Source organism: Kitasatospora sp. NPDC051164 (genome assembly GCF_044455625.1).
GTDB lineage: Bacteria > Actinomycetota > Actinomycetes > Streptomycetales > Streptomycetaceae > Kitasatospora.
The window spans coordinates 198,278-215,289 of record NZ_JBITFB010000007.1; the positions used below are offsets into that span (position 1 = coordinate 198,278).

Here is a 17,012-nt window from a genome sequence, read left to right on the forward strand (position 1 = left end):
GGAGGGTGATCCACCACGGTTGCCGAGGGAGCCTCTGCGGGCGGCCGAGGGCGGAGACAGTCCATTGCTCAGGCATGACCCGGCATGGTTGCAGTTCTGGTTGCATTCACCCCCGTCCAGCGCCGTTCGGAGCCCGGCCGACAGGTCATTCCGCCGCAGGTCAGGACCCCTGCGAACATGCCCGGACAGCCGGACGAACATTTGGAAAGCGTGTTGGGAGCAATCCCTCACGAGTTCGAATCTCGTAGCCTTCGGCGTTGTCCGGCCCCGTTGTCGGCCGCGGTTGGGATCGGGGCTCAGCCCGGGGGCGCGGGGCACCTCCTCGGCCGGGGCGGTGGGTGAAGGCGATTCGGTAGGCGGTGGGGGTCAGGCCGGTGCGTCGGGACAGGTGGTGACGCAGGGAGTCGGGGGTGGCGAGGCCGCTGAGCCGGGCGACCTGGTCCATCGGCAGGTCGGTCGTCTCCAGGAGCTCCTGGGCCTGGATCACGCGCTGGTGGAGGAGCCACTGCAGCGGGCTCAGTCCGGTCTCCTCGTGGAACCTGCGGGTCAGGGTCCGGACGCTGGTTGCCGCGTGGGCGGCGAGGTCGGTGCGGGTGAGCGGTTCGTGCAGGCGGTCGAGCGCCCAGGCCCGCGTCGGGGCCAGGGAGGTGCCCGTCTCGGGTGGCAGCGGTGTCGCGATGAACTGTGTCTGCCCGCCGGGCCGGACCGGCGCCGCTACCACCAGCCTGGCGACCGCGTTGGCCGTCGCGGCGCCGTAGTCGGTACGCACCAGGTGCAGGCACAGGTCGATGCCGGCGGACAGCCCGGCGGAGGTCAGCACGTTGCCGTCCTCGACGTACAGGACGTCGGGCCGCAGCCGGACCGATGGGAAGCGCGCGGAGAACTCCTCGGACTTGGCCCAGTAGGTGGTGGCGCTGCGCCCGTCGAGCAGTCCGGCCTGCGCGAGGACGAATGCTCCGGTGCAGATGGAGGCGACGCGTTTGCCCGCGGCCGACGCGCGGCGCAGTGCTGCGAGGACGTGCGGTTCGACGTCCTCGCGGGCCCCGGTCCCGGTCACGATGACGGTGTCGGCGGCGTCGACGGCCTCCAGCCCGTGGGGAACGGTGACCTCCAGACTGCCGCTGGTGGCGACGAAACCGGGGCGTGCGGCGCAGACGCGGACCTGGTAGCCGGGGCGGCCGTCGACGACCGTCTCGCCGAGGACCAACTCGGGGATGGACAGGTCGAAAGTGGTGGCCGGGGGGACGGCGACGACGGCAACGCGGTGCATGGCCCGAACCTCCGGATGTTTGGCATTCGGGCCACTACTTTACGAATCGCCCGCGGCGGAGGGTGGAGCGGTCGGGGCGGCCTGCCCCTTCTCGTAGACCATCGACCAGGGAGTGCGAGCGTGTCCTTGTACGTCATCGTGGGAGCCGGAGCCACCGGAGCGGCCGTAGCGCGGCTGTTGGCGGACGCCGGTGAGCGGGTCCGGCTCGTCACCCGTCGGGGCGGCGGCCCGCTGCACGAGCGGATCGAGCGAGTGGCCGCGGATGCCACCGACACCGGCCGGCTGGTCGAGCTGACCCGCGGGGCGGCGGTCCTGTTCAACTGCGCCATGCCGTCCTACGACCGCTGGCCGTCCGAATTCCCGCCGCTGGCCGCCTCGTTGCTGGCGGCCGCGGAACGCAGCGGGTCGGACTACGTGATGCTCGGCAACACCTACGGCTACGGGCCGGTCGACGGACCCGTCACGGAGGACCTTCCGATGGCGCCCAGCAGCGTCAAGGGCCGCGTCCGGGCGCAGATGTGGCACGACGCGCTCGCCGCGTACGAGGCCGGCCGGGTGCGGGTGACCGAGGTCCGGGCAAGCGACTACCTCGGTGCGGGCGCCTACTCGCCGTTCACGCTCATGGTGGCGGCGCAGGTGTTGAGCGGCGCGCCCGTCGCCTACCCGGGGGATCTCGATGCCCCGCACAGCTGGACCTACACCGGTGACGCCGCGCGCACGCTGATCGCGGCGGCCCGAAGCGAGGAGTCGTGGGGCCGGGCCTGGCACACGCCGTCCACCTCTCAGGCCCCGGTCCGTGAGCTGGCCGCATCCCTGGCACTGGCGGCCGGTGTGCCCGCTCCCGATCTGACCCACATGACCGGGGCCGAACTGGAGGAGATCGGCCGGACTGATTCCGTCATGGCCGAGTTCCCGGAGATGCTGTACCTGTACGACCGCCCCAACCTTCTCGACGCAGCGGACACGTCGGCGGTCCTGAACCTGACTCCCGCACCGATCCGCGCGGTCCTGGACGAGATGGCCGCGGAGCACCTACGCACTGCCTGCTGAGGGCCAGAGCCCACCGCCTCTGGCAGCCATGGCAGCACGAAGGCCCGGACCGCGTGGTGCGGTCCGGGCCTGGAGGCCGTGGGTGAGGCCGTCGAGCCGTCAGGCCGTCTGGCTGGATGCCGGGCGGACCAGTCGGCTGCGGACCGCCCACACGGCCGCCGCGAGGACGAACCCGTAGACGGACACCAGTCCGTGGCCGTTGTCCTGGGCGAACCACATCGCGAGGCCGAGGACCGGAACGCCGGCGGCCAGGGCGATCTCCTTGGGGAGGCGGGTGCGGGTGAGGAAGGCGAGGGCGAGGGTGGCGCCGAGGAAGTAGGTGGCGCCGGAGCTGCCGGCGAAGTTGCGGGGGTCGGTGCTGGGTCCGTCGCCGAAGCCGAGCAGGCTGTCGATGCGGCCGGGCAGCACGATGCCGGCGAAGAAGAAGACGAGGGTGAGCGTGCCGCCCCAGTACCACTGGGCGAGGGCGGCGACGGCGGCGAGGGTGACGAGGTTCCACAGGCCGCCGAAGAGGCCGCCGTTCTGCATGAACACCGAGGTGAACTCGCGCCACCAGCCGGACTTCGACGGGTCTCCGTCGAGCGCGTCCATGGCGCCGGACCACGCCAGCTGGAGCAGGACGCCGCCGACGGCGAGCACGGTCAGGGCGATCGCCGCCCAGGGGAGCGGCCGTCCGCGCAGGGTGTCGCGACCGACCACGCCGAGCCCGCTGTTGACCATCATGACCATCAGTGCGGCCGTGGTCACGTTGAAGACGATCGCCTCCATTGCCTGCCCCTCCCCCGGTTTCGGCGCTTCCCAACGCCGTTCGAAAACCTGATGGCGCAAAGCTAGCACAGTTTTCGAACAGTGTTGGAAAACGTTGTACGGTGGGATGCATGAAGCTCACCAAGGAGCGCATCGTCAACGCGGGCATGGCCGTCTTCGCCGAGGTCGGCTACCAGAACCTGTCCATGCGCCAGGTCGCCGACCGTTTGGACGCCCACGCCGGCAGTCTCTACTACCACGTGCGCGGCAAGGACGAGTTGCTCGCCCTCATGGCCGACCGGGTCTGCCGCCAGGCGTACGACGCCGGCACCGCAACCCTGGCCGCCCTCCCGCCCGCCGCCACCTGGCAGGACCGCATCGAGGCCCAGGCCACCACCCTGCGCCTGAGCATCAAACAGCACCCCGGCGGCGCCCAACTCCTCGCCGAGAGCCCCGGCATCCTCAGCCCGGGCTCCCTCTCCCTGATGGAACGTCTGCTGCGCACCCTCCTCGACGCCGGCCTGCCCGCCGACCACTGCGGCATCGCCGCCGACACCCTGCTCAGCCACGTCACCGGCTTCGTCCTCCAGGAGCAGAACCAGCCGACGACGGCACCGGCCGTCACCGGCGAGCGCTACGCCGAACTGTGCGAGCAGTTCCCCCTGCTCATGGGGCCGCTGATCCCACGCCTGAGCCAGGACGAGAAGTTCACGCGGAGCATCCGCCTGCTCTGTGCGGGCTTCGCGGCGCTCTCCTGACCACCGACAGCCGCCGACACAACCACCGACAGCCGCCGACAGCCGCCGACAGCCACCGTCGCCTCGCCGACCGGTGTCCGCTTCGGAACGCGCTTGACTCCCCGAGCACCGGGAACCAGGATCGCATCGAGATCGTTTCAAACGATGTTCGAAAGAGGTGGAGCGCCCTCGCGCCACCTGTCACCCGGGGAGGGAAACCGTGTCGAAGGACATGTACAAGGAGTTCTCGGACAACGTCGACCGCGAGGTCGCCAAGCTCGTGGACCGGACCAACCGGGAGGCTGCCCAGGCCGTCGACCGGGCACTGGGCCGGGCGGGCACCGCAGGGGCGTTCGACACCGCCCACTGGCAGCGCCGGCTCGACGAACTGCTCACCGCCCACCACATCCCCGGCGCCGTACTGGCCGTCCTCGCCGACGGGGAGATCCACGAACTGGCGAGCGGCATCCTGCACACCGGCACCGGTGTCGAGACCACCACCGACTCGGTGTTCCAGATCGGCTCGGTCAGCAAGGGCTACACCGCCGCCCTCGTGCTGAGCCTCGCCGACGCCGGCAAGCTCGACCTGGACCAGCCGGTCGTGACGATCCTGCCGGACTTCGCCCTCGCCGACGCCGAGGCCGCCCGCACCATCACGCCGCGTCAACTCCTCAACCACACCAGTGGGATCGAGGGCGACTACGTGAACGACACCGGCCGCGGCGACGACTGCCTGGCCCGCTACATCGACGGCACCCGCACCGTCGGCCTCACCAACCCGCCCGGCGCCACCATGTCCTACTCCAGCACCGCCTACAACGTCCTCGGCCGGATCGTCGAGGTGGTCACCGGCCTGACCTGGGACGAGGCGCTCAAGGAACTGATCTGCGACCCGCTCGGACTTGAGCACACCATGACGCTGCCCGAGGAGGTCCTGCGCTTCCGCGCCGCCATGGGACACATGGGCGAGCCCGGCGAGGATCCGACGCCCACCCCGCTGTGGAACATGCTGCCCCGCTCCGCCGGACCGTACGGCGGCATCAGCGCCACCGCGGCCGACGTGGTCCGCTTCGCCCGCCTGTTCATCGACGGCGGCACCGCCCCCGACGGCACCCGGGTGCTCTCCACCGCCGCCGTGGAGGCGATGCTCACCCGCGAGGTCGAGATGCCCGACCAGTGGTTCCTCGGCGCCCACTGGGGCCTCGGCTGGGGCCTGTTCGAATGGGACGGCGCTCGCGGCTTCGGCCACGACGGCAGCACTTTCGGCCAACTCGCCTACCTGCGGGCCATTCCGGAGAAGGGGCTCGCCATCGCCCTGCTCACCAACGGCGGCGGCGCCGCGCCGAAGGTCCACGAGGCCCTCTGCCGCGAACTGAGCGCCGAACTCGCCGGAGTCACCATGCCTACGTTCGGGCCGGCCGAGAACCCCCCGGCCGTCGACACGGCGCCCTTCACCGGCAGTTACAAGCGCGAGGGCTTCCTCATGACCATCACCGCCCGCACCGAGGGCGACGGCGCCGTCACGGGCGAGGGCGTGCTGGACCTGCGCTACGAGGGCGTCGAAGGCCTCGCCGGCACCTTCGACCCGCTCGTCTGGCACCTCACCCCGATCTCCGACACCCCCACCAAGACCGTCTTCGCCGGCCGCCGCAACGACAAGGACGCCTGGATCCCCGTCGTCTTCTACGCCCTCCCCGACGGCACCCGCTACGTCCACTTCGGCGTCCGCGCCACCGCCAAGTCCGCCTGACCCCGCCCGCCGAGACCGCCTGACCCCGCCGGGCCCCCCGGCGCCGCCGAGACCGCCTGACTCGCCAAGTCGCCCTGGCCCTGCCCCGCTTGCCGCCGCCCACCCCACCGGCGACGGCAAGCCGGCCCGGCGGCCCCGTGACCGCGTTGGCGCGGGCGCGCACCCTTCCGCCGTGTGACGGGCGCACCACTGCCCCGGTACGCCATTCTTGAACCTCCGGCCGTTCGGCCCGGGACACAGTCCGTCCTCTGTGGTGAGGTGTTTCCCATCGGTAAGGCAAGTGGATCGGCTCTGGCCGCGTGGCTGCGCGGTGTCGACGGGCCGCGGTTGGTACGAGTCCTGACGGCACGGCCGGACGCCGCGGTGGCTCCGGAGCCGCAGTCGGTCGGCGAACTGGCGGACCGGCTTCAACGCCCGGCGTCGGTGGCGCTGACCCTGCCCCGGCTCACGTTGCCCGAGCTTCAGGTGGCGGAGGCCGTCGCCGCACTGTCGCCCGCCACCCCGGAGGTCCTGGCGGATGTCCTGGACGCGACGGACGGGGACCGCGCCCGCCGGTTGGACGCGGTGCTGGAAGCGCTGGCCGATCGCGCCCTGGTGTGGCCGGGGGACGACGGGCAGCTGCACATGGCGGCGCCGCTGCGGCGGGCGTGGGACTCGCCCCTGGGGCTGGACGCGCGACTGGCACAACTGCTCGCGGACACGACCTCCGACGATCTGGGCCGCATGCTGACGGCCCTGCGCATCAAGCCGACGGGACGGAAACAGCAGCGGCTGGCGGCACTGATCGACCATCACAGCGATCCGGAGCGGGTCACCGCCCTGGTGGCCAAGGCCCCCGCCGACACCCGGAAACTCCTTGAGCAGCGGGCGAGTCGGGCCCCGGAGCGCCCGGACTTCATCGTGTTCGGGGCCCCGTCCGACTCCGCGCCGGGCGAGCGGTGGGCGCTGGAGCGCGGACTGCTGATCCGGGACCGACACCGGTACGGGCCCGCCCGCATGCCCGCCGAGGTGGCGCTCGCCCTGCGCGGCACCGGCTGGCACGCTCCGTTCACCCCCGCCCCGCCCGTCGTGCGGTCGGCGCCCGTCACCGGGTCGGAGATCGACCGGGAAGCCGCGGCCGCCGCCATGGCGTTCGCCGCCCACGCCTCCTCCGTCCTCACGGCGTGCGCCGCCGCTCCACCGGCCCGACTCAAGGCCGGCGGGATCGGCGCCCGCGAGCTGTCCCGACTCGGCAAGACCGCCCACTGCGAGGAGATCGTGGTGCGCGTCGTGCTGGAGGCGGCCGACGCGGCAGGACTGCTGGCCCGGGACGGCGACCGGGTCGCGGCGACCGAGGCCTACGACAGCTGGGCGGAGGAGGAACCGGCCCACCGGCTCGCCGTACTCCTCCGGGCCTGGTGGACACTGCCGCGAACCCCCGGCGGGAGCCGGGACGAGGACGGGAAGTCTCTGCCCGCCCTCGCCGGAACACCGCCCTGCGAAGGCTGTGTGCAGGGCCGGCACGGGCTGCTCGCGGCCGCGGCGAAGCTCCCGGCGGGCGAGGGCGCGACGGACCCGGCAGACCTGGGGGCGCTGATCGTGTGGCAGCGTCCACTCGTCGACGAACTCGCCCAGGACACCACCCCGTTCGCCACCCTGATCCGCGAATCGGAGCTGCTCGGAGTGCTCGCCCTCGGGGCCCTGTCCCCGATCGGGGCGGCCCTGCTCGCCGATGACGCGGACGCAGTGGCCGCCGCCTGTCGGCAACTGCTGCCCGCGTCCACGGGCACCGCCCGCTTCGGCAGTGATCTCACCGCCGTCGTCGCCGGCACGCCCTCGGCGTCCCTCGTCATGCTGCTGGACTCCGTCGCCGACCGGGAGACCTCCGGTGCGGCGTCCGTGTGGCGGTTCAGCCCCGGAAGCGTCCGCCGCGCACTCGACGCGGGCCGTACCCCCGAGGCGCTGACGGCCGACCTGGCCGCTGTCGCCGTCGCGCCGCTCCCCCAGCCGCTCTCGTACCTGATCCAGGACACCGCGCGCGGCCACGGCCGGGTGCGCGTCCTCTCCGCGGCCTGCGTGATCCACGGCGCGGAGCCCGCGCTACTCGCCGAGTTGGCCGCCCACCGCAAGCTCGCCCCGCTCGGCCTGCGGCTCCTGGCACCGACGGTGCTGGTGAGCCGGACACCGGCGGACAAGACGCTCGCGGCACTGCGGTCGGCGGGCTACGCCCCCGTCGCCGAGAAATCCGACGGGTCCGTCCACATCGAGCGGGCCCAGCAGCACCGAGCGGCGGGCCCGGTCCCGGCCCCGCGCAGGGCCGGCAAGGAACAGCCCACGTTCGCCCGCGTCACGAGCGCTCGGCCGGCCGCCGACCTGAGCGCCCTCGCCACCCGGCTGCAGGCGGCCCCGCAGGAAGTCCCGGAGCCCGACCCCTGGGACGGGCGCCCCTACGGCAGCGACACCGAGGAGATCATCGCGGGGGCCGCACGCAACCTGTCCTTCACCGACGTCCGCCAGCTGGCCCACGCCGTCAACGAGGGTCAGACGATCACGATCGAGTACATCGCCGCCTCGGGCAGTGCGACCGTCCGCACCCTCAGCCGCCTCGAACTGGATGAGCCCTACCTCCACGCCTGGTGCCACCTGCGCGACGACGAGCGGATGTTCACCCTCTCCCGCATCCACGGGGTGATGCCCGCGTAGCCGGGGACGCCGCAAGGAGGAGACGCCGCACGGAGCCGGGGGCCCGCACCCCAGCTGTCCGCAGGGTGGGTGTCCGATTCGTTCAAGACCCGGCGGCCGGGAGCTGCCTAGCGTGGCGGCATGACCAGCACACCCGCACCGCAGTTCGCCTTCATCGGGCTCGCCGTATCCGACATGGGCGCCTCGGTCGCCTTCTACCGGCGGCTCGGCATCGAGTTCCCCGAGGGCGTCGAGCAGGCGCCGCACGTCGAGGCCGAGTTGCCCGGCGGGCTGCTCCTGGTGCTCGACGCCGAGTCCACCATCCGCTCGTTCCACCCGGCATGGCAACCGCCGGCCGGCGGTGGGCGCACCTCGCTGGCGTTCCGCTGCCAGGGCCCCCCGCACGTGGACGCGTTGTACGAGGAACTGACCGGCGCCGGGTACCACGGGGAGTTGAAGCCGTGGGACGCCTTCTGGGGCCAGCGATACGCCGTGGTGCACGACCCGGACGGCAACGGGGTGGACCTGCTCGCGCCGCTGCCCTGACCGCCCGCTGACCGGCCGCCGAGCGAGCGGCGAACGACCGCTGCACGATCGTCGAGCCATCGCTGAGCCATCGCTGAGCGAGCGCCGAGCTATCGCTGGGAGGACAGCAGGGCGGTCACCGTCATGCCCGCCAACTCGCGTACGTCGCGGGCCAGATGAGCCTGGTCCGCGTAGCCCGTCCGAGCCGCCGTCTCGGCGAGCGGGACGCCGGAGCGGGCCAGCGCGAGGGCGCGCTGCATGCGCAGGATCCGGGCGAGCGTCTTGGGACCGTAGCCGAAGGCGGCGAGCGAGCGGCGGTGCAGCCGACGCGCGCCGAGGCCGACCGCCTCGGCCGTCGCCGCGACGGACCGGCCGGCCGCGAGCGCGGCGACCACCGACCGGACCTGCGGGTCCTCGGGCTGCGCCGCGGCCGCCAGACGCAGGGCCAGGGACTCCAACTCGGCGGCCGGGTCGGGTGCCGCGTCGATCCGTTCGGTGAGGCGCCGCACCTCGGCACCGGACCGCAGGTCGGCCAGGTCGACCCGGCGGTCCCGCAGCTCGTGCGCGGGGACACCGAGCAGCCCGGGGGCGGTGCCGGGACGGAAGCGCACGCCCACCCACGGGCCCGACAGCCCTGGTCCGGGACGGAATGCCCGGGTGTCCGGTCCGGCGACGAGCAGCTGCCCCTCCGTCCACAGCAGGTCCATGCAGCCGTCGGGCAGCACGGGCAGCTCGGTCCCGGCCCCACCGCCGCCCGTACGCCCGACGGCCCGCTTCGTCCACACGACCGCACCGGGCAGCCGGGACGCGCGCTCCACGTACTCGGAGGACATGGGGCGAAGGCTACGCGCCCGCGCCGGAGAGTGCCCCGGATGGCCGAGGCCGAACGCTGACGGCCGTCCGCCCCGGCCGCACGAGGCAGCCGAGGCCGGGGGCCGTCGGGCAGGGCCGTCAGAGCCATCGGGGCCGTCGGGCAGAGCAGCGGTTCAGCGGACCGTCTCGGCCGCCGGTGCCGACGCTTCCGCCGACTCGGCCGGTGCCGACGCTTCCGCCGGTTCCGCCGTCTCGGCCGGCAACTCGTTGTCGACGGCCTTCGCGTCGCCCCCGCGCATCAGCACCAGGGTGAGCGCCGCGGCCGCCACGACCGCGATGCCGCCCACCGTGAAGGTGGTGGAGGTGGCGGTGTTGAACGCCTCGCGGGCGGCCGCGACCAGCCCGCCGTCCCCGGTGGGGCCCGCGACGGCGAGCGCCCCGGTGATGTCGTGGCGCGCGGCGGCGGGGGCGCTGTCGGGCATCGCGCCGGTGTAGGTGCCGGAGAGCACGGTGCCGAGGATGGCCACGCCTAGCGCGGCGCCCGACTGCTGGATGGTGTCGTTGAGCGCGGAGCCGACGCCCGCGTGCTCGCCGGGGATCGCGCCCATCAGGGCGTTGGCGGCGGCCGGCATGCCGAGGCCGGAGCCGACGCCCAGCACCAGCATGGCCAGGGCGACCTTGGTGAAGCCGTCGCCGACCGAGAGGGTGGCCAGCAGGCCGAAGCCGCCCGCGATGACCAGCATGCCGAGGGCGGTCAGCACCCGCGCCGGGACCTTCTTGCCGAGCGCGGCGCCCACCCCGTTGAACACCAGCGAGGCGACGGCGAGCGGAATGAAGGCCAGGCCGGTGTCGGTGGGCGAGAACTCCAGGACGAACTGCAGGTACTGGGTGAGCACGAGCATCAGTCCGCCGGTGGCAAAGGTCAGCAGGACGAGCGAGAAGCTGGCGCCGGTGAACACCCGGTTGCGGAACAGCGTGAGCGGGACCATCGGCGAGTCGGTGCGGACCTGCCGGACGGCGAACCCGGTCAGCGCGGCCACGGCGACGGCGAGCGCACCGAGCGTTCCCGCGCTGGTGAAGCCGTCGCGGGGCAGCACGATGATCGACCAGAGCAGCGCCGTCATGCCGACCATCGACAGCACCATGCCCGTCAGGTCGGGCCGACGCCACGGCCCCTTGGACTCCGGCATCAGCAGCACCGCCGCGAGGATCGCGACGGCCGCGATCGGCACGTTGAGCAGGAAGACCGCGCCCCACCAGAAGTACGCGATCAGCGCGCCGCCGAGCACCGGCCCGCCGACCAGGCCGACCATGGCCACCGCGGTCCAGGCGGCGATCGCCTTCGGCCGCTCGTCGTCGTCGAAGACGGTGATCAGGATGGAGAGCGTGCTCGGCATGACCAGCGCGCCGCCGACGCCCATCAGGACGCGTCCGGCGATCAGCTGGCCGGGGCTGTCGGCGACGGCCGCGACCAGTGAGGCGGCGCCGAACAACGCCAGTCCGACGATCATCACCTTCCGGCGCCCGAAGCGGTCGGAGAGGCTGCCCGAGGTGAGCAGCAGGCCGGCGAAGACCAGGATGTACGAGTCGATGATCCACTGGATGTCCTGCGCCCCGGCCTTGAGGTCCTCCGCGATCGGCGGGATGGACACCGTGAGCACCATGTTGTCGATCACCAGCACCAGGCTGCTGAGGCACAGCACGACCAGGATGAACCAGCGCCGCGGATTCCGTTCCATCGCGCTCCCCCTTCGAACCTCTCGGGCCGCACGGGCCGCTGTGGCTTCTCGAAACCCGAGATCGGTAGTTGGCGCGGGCACACCGTCCGCCGTCCCCACGGATACGGCGTGCGCCGCTCCGAACACTGTACGGATGCCGCACACTGTTCGCAACGCCGTACACCGTTCGGAGCGGCTTATGCTGAACCCGACCGAGCCCGACGGGCGGCGGCGGTGATCACGAGTGACGAGGAGGGCCGGATGGCGGCCAAGCCGGAGGACGGTAGTTCGGGCATCCCGACGCTGTGGACCCGACCGCAGCGACCCCGCCGGGAGCAACCGGCCCTCAGCCGCGAGCAGATCGTGACCGAGGCCGTCGCCCTCCTGGACAGCGACGGCATCGAGGCGCTGAGCATGCGCAAGCTCGGCGCCCGCCTCAACGCCGGCGCCACCTCGCTGTACACCCACGTCACCAACAAGGACGAGCTGGTCGCACTCGCCGTCGACCACGTCTTCGCCGAACTCCCGCTGCCGGAGACGACCGGCCCCGAGGGCGGCGCGAAGGTCTGGCGCGCGGCCATCGAGGAGTGCGCCGAGGGCGTGCGCGCGGTCATCCTGCGCCACCCCTGGATGGTCTCGGTGCTCGGCGACGTCGGGATGGTCTACTTCGGTCCCAGCTGGATGCGGCTCTCCGAGGCCTTCCTGACACTGCTGGAGACGTCCGGGCTCGAACTCGTCGACGCCAACGAGGCGATGGGCGTCGTCATCGGCTACACCATCGGGTCCGCCACCGTGGAGGCCGCCTGGCTGAGCGCGCTGGCCAAGCGCGGCCGGAAGGAGCAGGAGTGGATGGACCAGCTCCTGCCTGCCGTCATCGAGGCCACCAAGGACCACCCCCGGCTGAACCGGCTGTACACCACGCATGCGTACGAGGAGGTCGAGGGCGGCCGGGACTCCGCCTTCCTCAGCGGCGTCCGGCTGATCCTGGACGGGATCGAGGCCTCGTGGGCGGCCCGGTCCACCGACCGCCAGGGCTGAACACTCCTCCTTCTAGAGCTCGTTGAGAGCCTGCACCTCCGCGTACCCCGGCACCTGCCCCACCGGCTCGCCCGAGCGCACGGCGGCCGCCGTGGCCACCGCCGCCGCCAGCGCGGAGCGGTACAGCAGCGAGCCGAGGCTGACCCGGGCCACCCCGAGCGCGGCCAGCTCGGCGAGGCCCGGGCCGGTCGGCGTCCAGAGGATGTTCAGCGGGACGGCGAGGGCGCCGACCACCCGGGCGATCGCCGCCGGTTCGGCCAGCCCGGGGACGAACACGCCGTCCGCGCCCGCCCGCTGGTAGGCCTCCAGCCGCCGGAGGGTCTCCTGCGCGGGGTCATCCTGCGCGGGGGCGGCCTGGGCGGGATCGGCCGGCGCGGGATCGTCCTGCACGGGGGCGTCCAGTGCGGGGGCGTCCTGCACGGGGGCAGACGGCGCGCACCAGTAGGTGTCGGTGCGGGCGTTCACGAACAGCTCCGGCACGGCCGCCTTCACCGCCGCGACCTTCGCCGCGTGGACGTCGACGGGCGCCAGCGTGCCGTCCGCCCGCCCGTCCTCCAGGTTGATGCCGACCGCCCCCGCCGTCGCCAACTCGACGGCCAGTTCGGCGACTTCGTCCGGGTCGTCGCTGAAGCCGGACTCCGCATCGACACTGAGCAGGAAGCCGCCGCGCCCCAGCCGCCGCGCCAGCCGTACGGTCTCCGCGCGGGTCGCGGCCGCGCCGTCGGGCAGCCCGGCGGCGGCCGCCACGCCCAGGCTGGTGGTGCCGACCGCGGGGTGGCCGGCGGCGGCGAGGGCGACTGCCGAGGCGTGGTCCCAGGCATTGGGGAGCAGCAGCGGGCGGCCGGGGCGGTGGTGCAGGGCGGCGAACGGGGTCATGGCGCGGTCTCCGTGGTCCATGGGCTTTCCAGAGTTCTTCTGCTTCAACTGCCCGGACGGGCTTGGATGTTCTGCCGGGCTCATGCGTCCTCCCGTGCCGCCGCCACCGCTTCCGGCCGCCGGAGGTCGCCCACCGAGTCCGCGTAGTACCCGGACCCCGCGACGTGGCGAACGATCCGCCGGAAGCTCCAGCCGGTACCCGGCGAGTCGTCCAGGGACGCGTCCGGCAGCGCGGCCACCCGGCGGGCCCAGATCCCGGCCAGCCGGGTGAGACGGCTGCGGGCCTCGTCCAGGTCGGCGGCGGTGAACGGGGCGAGGTCGGCCGGGGTGGTGACGTTGGAGGCGTGCCAGTGGTCGGGTTCGGTCGGCTCGTCGGCCAGCCGGGCGTCCAACTCGGCGAGGTGGTCGAGGAGATGGTCGGTGACGCGGCGAACCGCCTTGTGCGGCGTGTAGGTTCGGCCGTCGGCGTTGACGATCGGACGTCCGTCCCAGGCCGTCCAGGTGGCGGCCAGGGCGAGCACGTGGTCGACCATCTCCGGTACCAGTCCGGCAAGTTCGGCCTTGCCAACGCCACTCCGAGCCGCCGTTTCGGAGTCTACCGACGCCAGGTCGGCAGGATCGGAGGCCCCGGACAGGATGCCCTCCGCGATGACCAGCGCGTGCGAGCGCCCCGGGCAGATCCGGGGCGGCGCACCGAAGGTGAGTGCCACGCCGTCCGGCGCCTCCGGCTGCGCGGCCGCGATGTCCAGCACCACATGGGTCCCGGCCGGTACGGCGTGCCCGCCGACCTCGGTCGCCCGGGCGGCGAGGCGGCGCATCACCCGCACCGGCGGGTCCTCGCGCAGCGCGCCGGCCAGTCCGTCCGCATGCCGTCGGGCGCGCTCGACCAGCTCGGCGGTGGCGTCGCAGGCCTGGACGAGCAGGCCGATCCGGTTCGCGGCCGTCTCCTCGTCCGGGTCGCCCATCGCGGGCAGCAGCCGGGCCACCGCCGCGTCCGCCGCCGGGTCGTCCGGCGTGTCCGCGAAGTACGACCGGGCGACCGTCGCGATGTCCCGCGCCACGGCCTCCGGGTCGGCCAGGCCGAGCGCCGCCGCCAGTACCCGGACCACCCGCAGCCGCACGTCGGGTTCGAAGCCGCCCGCGGCGGCCACCCGCAGCGCGACCGGGTCCAGCCGCTCCAGGTCGGCCAGCACCAGCGCCCGGCGCCGGGCGTGCGGTTCGCCCGAGCTGAACCGGGCGACGGCGGCCCGCAGCCGGGCCACCCCGGCGGGCCCGCCCGGGACGACGGGCGCAGCGGGCAGCGGGACCAGCGCCGGGTCGGCCAGGGCCGCCGTGACGTCGTGGTACCGGGAGAAGGTCATGCTTGCGGATGCCATGGTTGCGGATGCCATGGTTGCGGAGCCGGAGATCACCGTCGGTTCGCTCATGCCCGCCATCGTGGCCCCGGGTCGTTTCGGCCCCCGCCGAACTGTGCCGGAGCGACCATGGAGGCATGCCCCCGACTCCGTCGACTCACCCGACGCGCCCGACTCTCCAGCCCCGGCCGCCCCGGCATTCCGACCACGGCGGCACGGCCCTCGCCGCCCTCGCCGCCCTGCTCGCCGACCCCACCCGCGCGGCCTTCTGCTCCGCCCTGCTCGACGGCCGCGCCTGGACGGCCGGCGAGCTGGCCCGGCACGCGCGCGTCGCACCGTCCACGGCCAGCGAGCACCTGTCACGGCTGATCGCGGGCGGGCTGCTGGCCGAGGAACGCCAGGGCCGACACCGCTACGTCCGGCTGGCCTCGCCCGCCGTCGCCACGCTGCTCGAGGACCTCACGTCCTTCGCCGAGTCCGGCGGCAGCGGCACGTCCACACCCCGCAGCCTGGGCGAGGCCACCCGGCTGAGCGCCGAGGCCCGCGCCCGCACCTGCTACGACCACCTGGCCGGCCGCCTCGGCGTGGCCGTCGCCGACGCGCTGCTCGCCCGCGGCCTGGTCGCCGACGAGGCCGGGCTCGCCGTCACCGAACGCGGCCGGGAGTGGCTGGCCGCACAGGCGATCGAGCTGCCGCCGCGCTCGGGCCGGCGCGGCGCTCGCCCGGTGGTGCGCAGTTGCCTGGACTGGACGGAGCGCCGCAGCCACCTCGGCGGGGCGCTGGGCGCGGCGCTCTTCCGGACCGCCCTGGACCGCGCCTGGGTGGAGCGGATCGGCTCGGGCCGGGCCCTGCGGGTCACCCCGGACGGCGGCCGGGCGCTGCGCGAACTCCTCGGCGTGGAAGCGCCCTGACGACGCCCGTTCCGCCCCCACGTGTGCCGTTCCGCCCTCAGCCCATCGACTTCGCCCCGTCCAGCGACTCCCGGATGATGTCCGCGTGCCCGGCGTGCTGCGAGGTTTCGGCGATCAGGTGCAGCAGCACCCGCCGGGCCGACCAGGTCGCGCCCGGTTCGAACCACGGCGCCGGCGGCAGCGGGTGGGCGAGGTCGAGGTCGGGCAGGGTCCGGACCAGCTCGTCCGTCGCGCGCGCCACCCGCTCGTACGCGTCGAGCAGCCCGGCCAGCGTCTCGCCGTCCGCCATCCGGAACTGGGCGGCCCATGCCCCGGCGCCGCCGTCCCCGCCCGGATTGGCGTCCCCGCTCCGCATCGCCTCCGCGCCGCCGGTGATGAACCGCCCCCAGCGGGCCTCGACCGCCGCGACGTGCTTGATCAGGCCGCCGAGGCAGAGTTCGCTGACCGTGGTCCGCTCGGCCGCCTGCGCGTCGGTGAGGTCGCGGACGGTGCGCAGCAGCAGGCCGCGGTGCTTGTCGAGCGTCTCGACGAGTTCCTCGCGCTCGCTCATCGGACGCGCCCCGGCAGGCACGCGCCCGACCACCGCTCCCCCGACCACCGCTCGCCCGACCACCGCTCGCCCGAGAACCCCTCCCCCGGCAGCCACGCCCCCATCAGACGTCCACCGTGTTCGGCTGCTCGCCGACCGTCCGTCCGAGGTCGATGATCCCGAAGGCCGCGCCCTGCGGGTCGCCGACCGCCGCGAACCGCCCGAACGGGGTGTCCATCGGCCCGAAGTACACCTTGCCGCCGCGCGCCGTCAGCCGTTCGATCGCGGCGTCGGTGTCGTCCACGGCGAAGTAGACGCTGATGTACGAGGGTGCCTCGGGCGGCAGGAAGTCGCCCTCCGCCCCCATCCGGCCCAGCACCGGCCGGTCGCCGATCTGGAACATCCGGTAGTCGAACTCCTCGGAGTCCATCTTCTTCACGTCGTACGGGAAGACCGCCGGGAAGAAGGCGTCCGCCTTCGCCGGCTCGCGGGTCACCAGTTCGGCCCAGCTGTACGCACCGGGCTCGCCCTGCTTCTCGAAGCCCTCGTGGCGCCCGGCCTGCCAGACGCCGAACACGACGCCGCCCGGGTCCTTGGCGATCACCATCGTGCCGAAGTCGCCGACCTGCATCGGCCCCATGACCACCTCGCCGCCGTTGGCGCGGATCCGCGCGGCGGTGGCGCCGGCGTCCGGCGAGGCGAGGTACAGGCACCAGGCGGACTGCGCCTGCTGGCCGGGCATCGGTGGGACGACGGCGGCGACCGCCTTGCCGTCCGAGTACGCCTGCGTGTAGTTGCCGAACTCCGACGAACTCTCGCCGAAGGTCCAGCCCAGTACGTCGCCGTAGAAGTCCTTCGCGGCCTCCACGTCGGTGAACATCGCGTCGGCCCAACAGGGTGTGCCCTCAGGTAGCGCAGCCATCTCTCTGCCCTCGTGTGCGGCGAAGTGCGCACGCCGGAAGGCGCACGCCGGCCCCCGACTCGCCAGCCTAACCACGACGCGGCGCACCCGCGCGGGATGGCCCGCACGGG

General features: G+C 73.5%; 15 protein-coding genes. 7 read left to right on the forward strand and 8 right to left on the reverse strand.

From position 1 onward, the window contains the following. Nucleotides 1-160 precede the first annotated feature (160 nt). Nucleotides 161-1,270 (reverse strand): helix-turn-helix domain-containing protein, encoded by a 1,110-nt coding sequence (locus ACIBEC_RS12980; RefSeq protein ID WP_360496367.1) that lies wholly within the window; start codon nt 1,268-1,270, stop codon nt 161-163. Nucleotides 1,271-1,390: 120 nt separating this feature from the next. Here ACIBEC_RS12980 and ACIBEC_RS12985 point away from each other — a divergent pair, with 120 nt between their 5' ends. Beyond that, nucleotides 1,391-2,320, forward strand: a complete 930-nt coding sequence (locus tag ACIBEC_RS12985; protein ID WP_360496370.1) for an NAD-dependent epimerase/dehydratase family protein — start codon at nt 1,391-1,393, stop codon at nt 2,318-2,320. A gap of 99 nt (nt 2,321-2,419) precedes the next feature. On the opposite strand, the gene ACIBEC_RS12990 is transcribed toward ACIBEC_RS12985, so the two are convergent. After that, entirely contained in the window at nt 2,420-3,088 is a 669-nt protein-coding gene (locus ACIBEC_RS12990) for a hypothetical protein (RefSeq protein ID WP_360496373.1), read from the reverse strand. A 110-nt stretch (nt 3,089-3,198) separates the two neighbouring features. Here ACIBEC_RS12990 and ACIBEC_RS12995 point away from each other — a divergent pair, with 110 nt between their 5' ends. The 4 genes from ACIBEC_RS12995 (at nt 3,199) to ACIBEC_RS13010 (ending at nt 8,761) form a co-directional block, all read left to right on the forward strand. Further along, nucleotides 3,199-3,825, forward strand: coding sequence for a TetR/AcrR family transcriptional regulator (locus tag ACIBEC_RS12995; RefSeq protein ID WP_360496376.1), 627 nt, complete (start codon nt 3,199-3,201; stop codon nt 3,823-3,825). A 199-nt stretch (nt 3,826-4,024) separates the two neighbouring features. Beyond that, complete coding sequence (locus ACIBEC_RS13000) at nt 4,025-5,554, forward strand: serine hydrolase domain-containing protein (protein ID WP_360496379.1); 1,530 nt, start codon at nt 4,025-4,027, stop codon at nt 5,552-5,554. 363 nt (nt 5,555-5,917) lie between these two features. Then, a complete protein-coding gene (locus tag ACIBEC_RS13005) occupies nt 5,918-8,236 on the forward strand; it encodes a helicase C-terminal domain-containing protein (RefSeq protein WP_360496382.1) in 2,319 nt (772 codons plus the stop codon). 120 nt (nt 8,237-8,356) lie between these two features. Next, complete coding sequence (locus ACIBEC_RS13010) at nt 8,357-8,761, forward strand: VOC family protein (protein ID WP_360496385.1); 405 nt, start codon at nt 8,357-8,359, stop codon at nt 8,759-8,761. Nucleotides 8,762-8,850: 89 nt separating this feature from the next. Here the strand turns inward: ACIBEC_RS13010 and ACIBEC_RS13015 are convergent, their stop codons facing one another. Both ACIBEC_RS13015 and ACIBEC_RS13020 read right to left on the reverse strand, forming a co-directional pair. Then, the gene (locus ACIBEC_RS13015) at nt 8,851-9,573 is read right to left on the reverse strand and encodes a helix-turn-helix transcriptional regulator (RefSeq protein WP_360496388.1); all 723 of its coding nucleotides are present in this window, start codon (nt 9,571-9,573) and stop codon (nt 8,851-8,853) included. 153 nt (nt 9,574-9,726) lie between these two features. Next, the gene (locus tag ACIBEC_RS13020; protein WP_360496391.1) at nt 9,727-11,292 is read right to left on the reverse strand and encodes an MFS transporter; all 1,566 of its coding nucleotides are present in this window, start codon (nt 11,290-11,292) and stop codon (nt 9,727-9,729) included. 240 nt (nt 11,293-11,532) lie between these two features. Here ACIBEC_RS13020 and ACIBEC_RS13025 point away from each other — a divergent pair, with 240 nt between their 5' ends. After that, nucleotides 11,533-12,309 (forward strand): TetR/AcrR family transcriptional regulator, encoded by a 777-nt coding sequence (locus ACIBEC_RS13025; RefSeq protein ID WP_360496394.1) that lies wholly within the window; start codon nt 11,533-11,535, stop codon nt 12,307-12,309. 12 nt (nt 12,310-12,321) lie between these two features. Here ACIBEC_RS13025 and ACIBEC_RS13030 read toward each other — a convergent pair whose 3' ends face one another. Both ACIBEC_RS13030 and ACIBEC_RS13035 read right to left on the reverse strand, forming a co-directional pair. Continuing rightward, nucleotides 12,322-13,206, reverse strand: coding sequence for an isocitrate lyase/phosphoenolpyruvate mutase family protein (locus ACIBEC_RS13030; RefSeq protein WP_360496397.1), 885 nt, complete (start codon nt 13,204-13,206; stop codon nt 12,322-12,324). A 59-nt stretch (nt 13,207-13,265) separates the two neighbouring features. Beyond that, nucleotides 13,266-14,561 carry an isocitrate lyase/phosphoenolpyruvate mutase family protein gene (locus ACIBEC_RS13035; protein ID WP_360496400.1) on the reverse strand — a complete coding sequence of 432 codons (1,296 nt, stop codon included), beginning with the start codon at nt 14,559-14,561 and terminating at the stop codon, nt 13,266-13,268. A 116-nt stretch (nt 14,562-14,677) separates the two neighbouring features. Between ACIBEC_RS13035 and ACIBEC_RS13040 the strand changes: the two genes are divergently transcribed. After that, nucleotides 14,678-15,451: a winged helix-turn-helix domain-containing protein gene (locus ACIBEC_RS13040; RefSeq protein WP_360496403.1), complete on the forward strand. Its 774-nt coding sequence runs from the start codon at nt 14,678-14,680 to the stop codon at nt 15,449-15,451. Between the two features lie 37 nt (nt 15,452-15,488). Here ACIBEC_RS13040 and ACIBEC_RS13045 read toward each other — a convergent pair whose 3' ends face one another. Together ACIBEC_RS13045 and ACIBEC_RS13050 are read right to left on the reverse strand one after the other, a co-directional pair. Next, the gene (locus ACIBEC_RS13045; RefSeq protein ID WP_360496406.1) at nt 15,489-16,001 is read right to left on the reverse strand and encodes a DinB family protein; all 513 of its coding nucleotides are present in this window, start codon (nt 15,999-16,001) and stop codon (nt 15,489-15,491) included. Between the two features lie 103 nt (nt 16,002-16,104). Beyond that, on the reverse strand, nt 16,105-16,902 hold the full coding sequence (locus ACIBEC_RS13050; protein WP_360496409.1) for a VOC family protein: 798 nt from the start codon (nt 16,900-16,902) through the stop codon (nt 16,105-16,107). Nucleotides 16,903-17,012: the final 110 nt, after the last annotated feature.